The organism is Nonomuraea sp. NBC_00507, assembly GCF_036013525.1.
Lineage (GTDB): Bacteria > Actinomycetota > Actinomycetes > Streptosporangiales > Streptosporangiaceae > Nonomuraea.
In genome coordinates this window covers 11,992,305-11,996,229 of record NZ_CP107853.1, presented here as the reverse complement: position 1 = coordinate 11,996,229, position 3,925 = coordinate 11,992,305, and the positions used below count along the sequence as shown (strand labels likewise).

The 3,925-nt window shown below is 71.2% G+C and carries 2 protein-coding genes; both read left to right on the top strand.

Going from position 1 to position 3,925, the window contains the following annotated elements:
- Positions 1-17 precede the first annotated feature (17 nt).
- Positions 18-842, top strand: coding sequence for a hypothetical protein (locus OHA25_RS56995; RefSeq protein WP_327585118.1), 825 nt, complete (start codon positions 18-20; stop codon positions 840-842).
- A 2-nt stretch (positions 843-844) separates the two neighbouring features.
- On the top strand, positions 845-3,916 hold the full coding sequence (locus tag OHA25_RS56990; RefSeq protein ID WP_327585117.1) for a non-ribosomal peptide synthetase: 3,072 nt from the start codon (positions 845-847) through the stop codon (positions 3,914-3,916).
- Positions 3,917-3,925: the final 9 nt, after the last annotated feature.

The window sequence follows — 3,925 nt, the reverse complement described above, 5'->3', positions numbered from 1 at the left end:
GCAGAAGGAAAGTGAGCATGAACCTGGTAACCACGTGGACGAAACTCCACGAATCGCACTCATCGACGGACCTGGTCCTCTGCGTCGACTTCACGGAAACCGGCCGCATCGAGGCCGGCTTCCCCGACCTGGTGAAGCGACTGGCCTATGACGCCACGTACTGGCACGTCGCCCCGCCCGCCGTGGCGCCCGACTCGGGCATCGGCGGTGCCGCGTACGTCCGGTCCTGGCTGGAGCCCGTCAAGGAGAGCGGGATGACGGTCCGTGCGGTGATGGGTTACTGCGTGGGCGCCGTCTACGCGGCCGAGCTCGTCGACGCGCTGGCCGAGCTGCAGGATGCGCCGCCCGAGCTGATCGTCTTCGATCCGGAGCCCACGAGCCTGGAGAACGTCTACTTCCAGTTCGACAAGGTCTTCTCGGTCCTGTCCACGATCCTCAGCGCCGAGGACATCGCCCTGACCAGGGAGACCATGGATCGGGTGGCCGAGGAGGAAGGCATCACGGTCGAGCAGTACGCCTCGCGGCTCTTCCACACCTTCCGCGACGTCGGCCACAACGCGTTCATCAGGGCCGGTCTCGACCAGGAATACGCCGAGGAGATGTGGGCCACCTTCAGCGCCTTCCTGTCCTACCTGACCTACGCCGACCTGATCGACCCCTGGGACGGCTGGCGGCGAGGCACCGCGCTGAGCTCGTCCAACCCCAACAACGGCCTGAACCGGCTGCGCGCCGGCACCGACGCCGTCCTGGTGGCCAAGGAGCTCTGCTTCGAGGAGGGCCACGACGAGCTGCTCAGGTCCGACGAGGTCGCCCGCGCCGTCACCGAGCTGCTGGAGCGATGACCATGGAGCAGATGCTGGGCCAGCGGGCCACGCGCAAGGAGCAGGCTCTGTGGCTGCTGGAAGAGCTCGTCCCCGGCACCGGGGTGAACAACCTGAGCGTGGCCTTCACCGTGGCGGGCCCGCTGCGGCGGCCCCTCGTGCTGGACGCGATGACCCGCCTGCTGCGCCGTCACGAGATCCTGCGCACGGTCTTCCGCATCGAGACCGAGGCGATGATGCGGGAGGTCCTGCCGCCAGAGGCGGTCGAGTTGCGGCTCGAGGAAGGCGGTGGCACGCGGGAGTGGCTGACGGGGTTCCTCGCGCGGCCGTTCCACGCGGACGGCGAGTTGCTCGTGCGCGCCGCGGTCGTCGAGGAGGAGGCGGGCGAGGTCTACTGCCTGGCGATCCATCACTCGATCTTCGACGGCCTGTCGTCGGCGCTGCTGCTCGGCGAGCTCGCGGCCCTCTACAACGCGATGGCGGCAGGCGAATCGCCGGCGCTGGAGGTGGCGCCGGTCTGGTGTGAACCGGCCGCGGATCCGCGCAGCGCGGCGTTCTGGCGCGACAAGCTGGACGGGTTCCGCGCCGGCGAGCTGGACCTGTGGTGCGAGAAGCCGGAGGCGTCGCAGGTCACCCTCGCCGGCGACGTGATCAACTGGGAGCTGTCTCCCGCCGCCCGCGACGCGGCCCGGCGCATGCAGGCCGAGCTGCGGTCGCCCGAATCCGTCATCCTGCTGGCCGCGTACGGGGTGCTGCTCGCCGCTCACGGCGCCGGCCCCGACCTCACGATCGGCTCACCGATCAGCGTACGGACCCCCGACGCGGGCGCGCGGCTCGGCTACCACATCAACGTCCTCACCCTGCGTACCCGGGTCGACTGGGCGGAGAGTTTCAGGAAGCACGCCCGGCTGACCCGCCGCACGTTCATGGAGGCCATGGCGCACGCCGACTACCCGGTGGACGACCTGCTGGAGCTCGTGCCGCGCGACGGCTGGCGGAACAACCTCTTCCGGCACACCTTCAACTACGTCCCCGCCGACATCGGCGCCGCGTTCACGCTGGACGGCATGCCCGCCGCGCAGGTGGTGATCGAGAACGGCTCCAGCAAGTTCGACCTGGAGTTCTTCGTCACCTCCACGCCGGAGGCGATCAAGATCAGGGCCGCTTTCTGCGTGGACGTCCTCGGCAGGGCCGAGGTGGAGCTGCTGCTCGCCCGCTTCGACGAACTGCTCGTCACGCTCGCTGCGGGGCCGGACACGGCGTTGGCGGACGTGTCCGTCTGGTGCGAACGAGACAGGGCGGTCATCGAGCAGGCCAACGCCACCGAACGCACGGTGACACCCGCGACCGTGCTGGAGATGATCGCCGATCGGGTGTTCGCCGCTCCCGAGGCGGACACGGTCGCGGTCCTCGACGGCGACCGCCGGATCGGCCTGCGCCGCCTGTGGGCCGCCGCCGAGGCCACCCGCGACCTGCTGCTTGCCGCCGGCACGGGCCGGGGTGACGTCGTCGCACTGCTCGCGCCGCGCGGGCCCGAGCTGGCCGCGGCGGCGCTCGGCGTATGGCTGGCCGGCGCGGCGTACCTGCCGCTCGACCCCGACCACCCCGAGCAGCGGCTCGGCCACCAGCTCGACGACTCGGCGGCCGTCGTGGTGCTCGCCGGAGAAGGCGTCACCGTTCCCGGCGAGCGTACGGTCCTGCCGCTCGTGAACGTCGACTCGGTGGCACCGGTCTCCGGTACGGTGCCGCCGCCCAGCCCGGTCGCGCCGGACGACCGTGCGTACCTGATCTACACCAGCGGCTCCACCGGGCTGCCCAAGGGCACCCTGATCGACCATCGTGCCCTCGCCAACCTGATCGCCCACTTCGCGGACCAGCTGGCGGCGGGCGCCGGGGACACCATGTTGTGGCTGACTACGTTCAGCTTCGACATCTCCGCGCTGGAGCTGTTCCTGCCCCTGGCGGCCGGCGGCCGGCTGGCCGTCGCCCCGGACGACGCCCGCACGCAGGGCGAACCGCTCGCCGACGCCCTGCGGCGCTACGACGTGACCATCGTCCAGGCCACGCCGACCACCTGGCGCCTCGTCATCGACCAGGTCGCGGGCCTGCTCGCCGGCCGCCGCGTGCTCTGCGGCGGTGAGCCGCTGCCCGCCGTCCTGGCCGGGAAGCTGGCCGCGACGGGCTGTGAGCTGTCCAACGTGTACGGCCCCACCGAGACCACGATCTGGTCCACCGCCGGACGCGTCGACGCCGCCGCGGACCGCGTCGACGTGGGCGTGCCGATCGCCAACACCAAGGTGTACGTCGCCGACCCGGCCGGCCGCGCGCTGCCGATCGGGACGCGCGGCGAGCTGTGCATCGCGGGCGACGGCGTGGCCGTCGGCTACCACGGCCGCCCCGACCTGACCGCCGAGCGGTTCGGCGAGCACGTTTCGTACGGGCGGTTCTACCGCACCGGCGATCTGGCCCAATGGGCGCACGACGGCCGGCTGGAGATCCTCGGCAGGCTCGACCGCCAGGTCAAGTTGCGCGGCAACCGGATTGAGCTGGCCGAGGTCGAGGGCGTGCTGCTGACCCACCCGGACGTACGCGCCGCTGCGGTCGTGATCGTCGGCGACCCCAGCGCCGACGCCGTCCTGTGGGCCTTCGTGGTGGCGCCGGACCGGCCGGACGTTGGCTCGGAGTTGTGGGTGCACGCCAGCGCGTCCCTCCCGTACGCCGCCACCCCCCAGGAGTACGTGGCCGTGGACGCCTTCCCGATGACCGGAAACGACAAGGTCGACTACCCGGCGCTGCGCCGGCTGGCCCAGGAGCTGCGCGGCGCCGAGACCGTCACGGAGGAGCCGGGACTGCCCGCGGAGAGCGGGAACGAGCTGGTCGACACCCTCGTGTCGTTGTGGAACGCCATGCTGAGCCGCTCCGACATGGGCCCCGACAGCCACTTCTTCGCCCACGGCGGGCACTCGCTGCTGGCCGTCAAACTGCTTCAGGAAATCAAGCGGGTGACCGAGGTACGGCTCAAGCTCAAGGACATCTTCGAGGAGCCGACCCCGTCCGGCCTGGCACGCAGGCTGCTGGCGGCTGACCCCTCCTGAGCGCACTCG

Excerpts from the sequence above, each read along its gene's own strand:
- OHA25_RS56995 (WP_327585118.1), top strand. The coding sequence starts at position 18 with ATGAACCTGGTAACCACGTGGACGAAACTCCACGAATCGCACTCATCG.
- OHA25_RS56990 (WP_327585117.1), top strand. The coding sequence starts at position 845 with ATGGAGCAGATGCTGGGCCAGCGGGCCACGCGCAAGGAGCAGGCTCTG.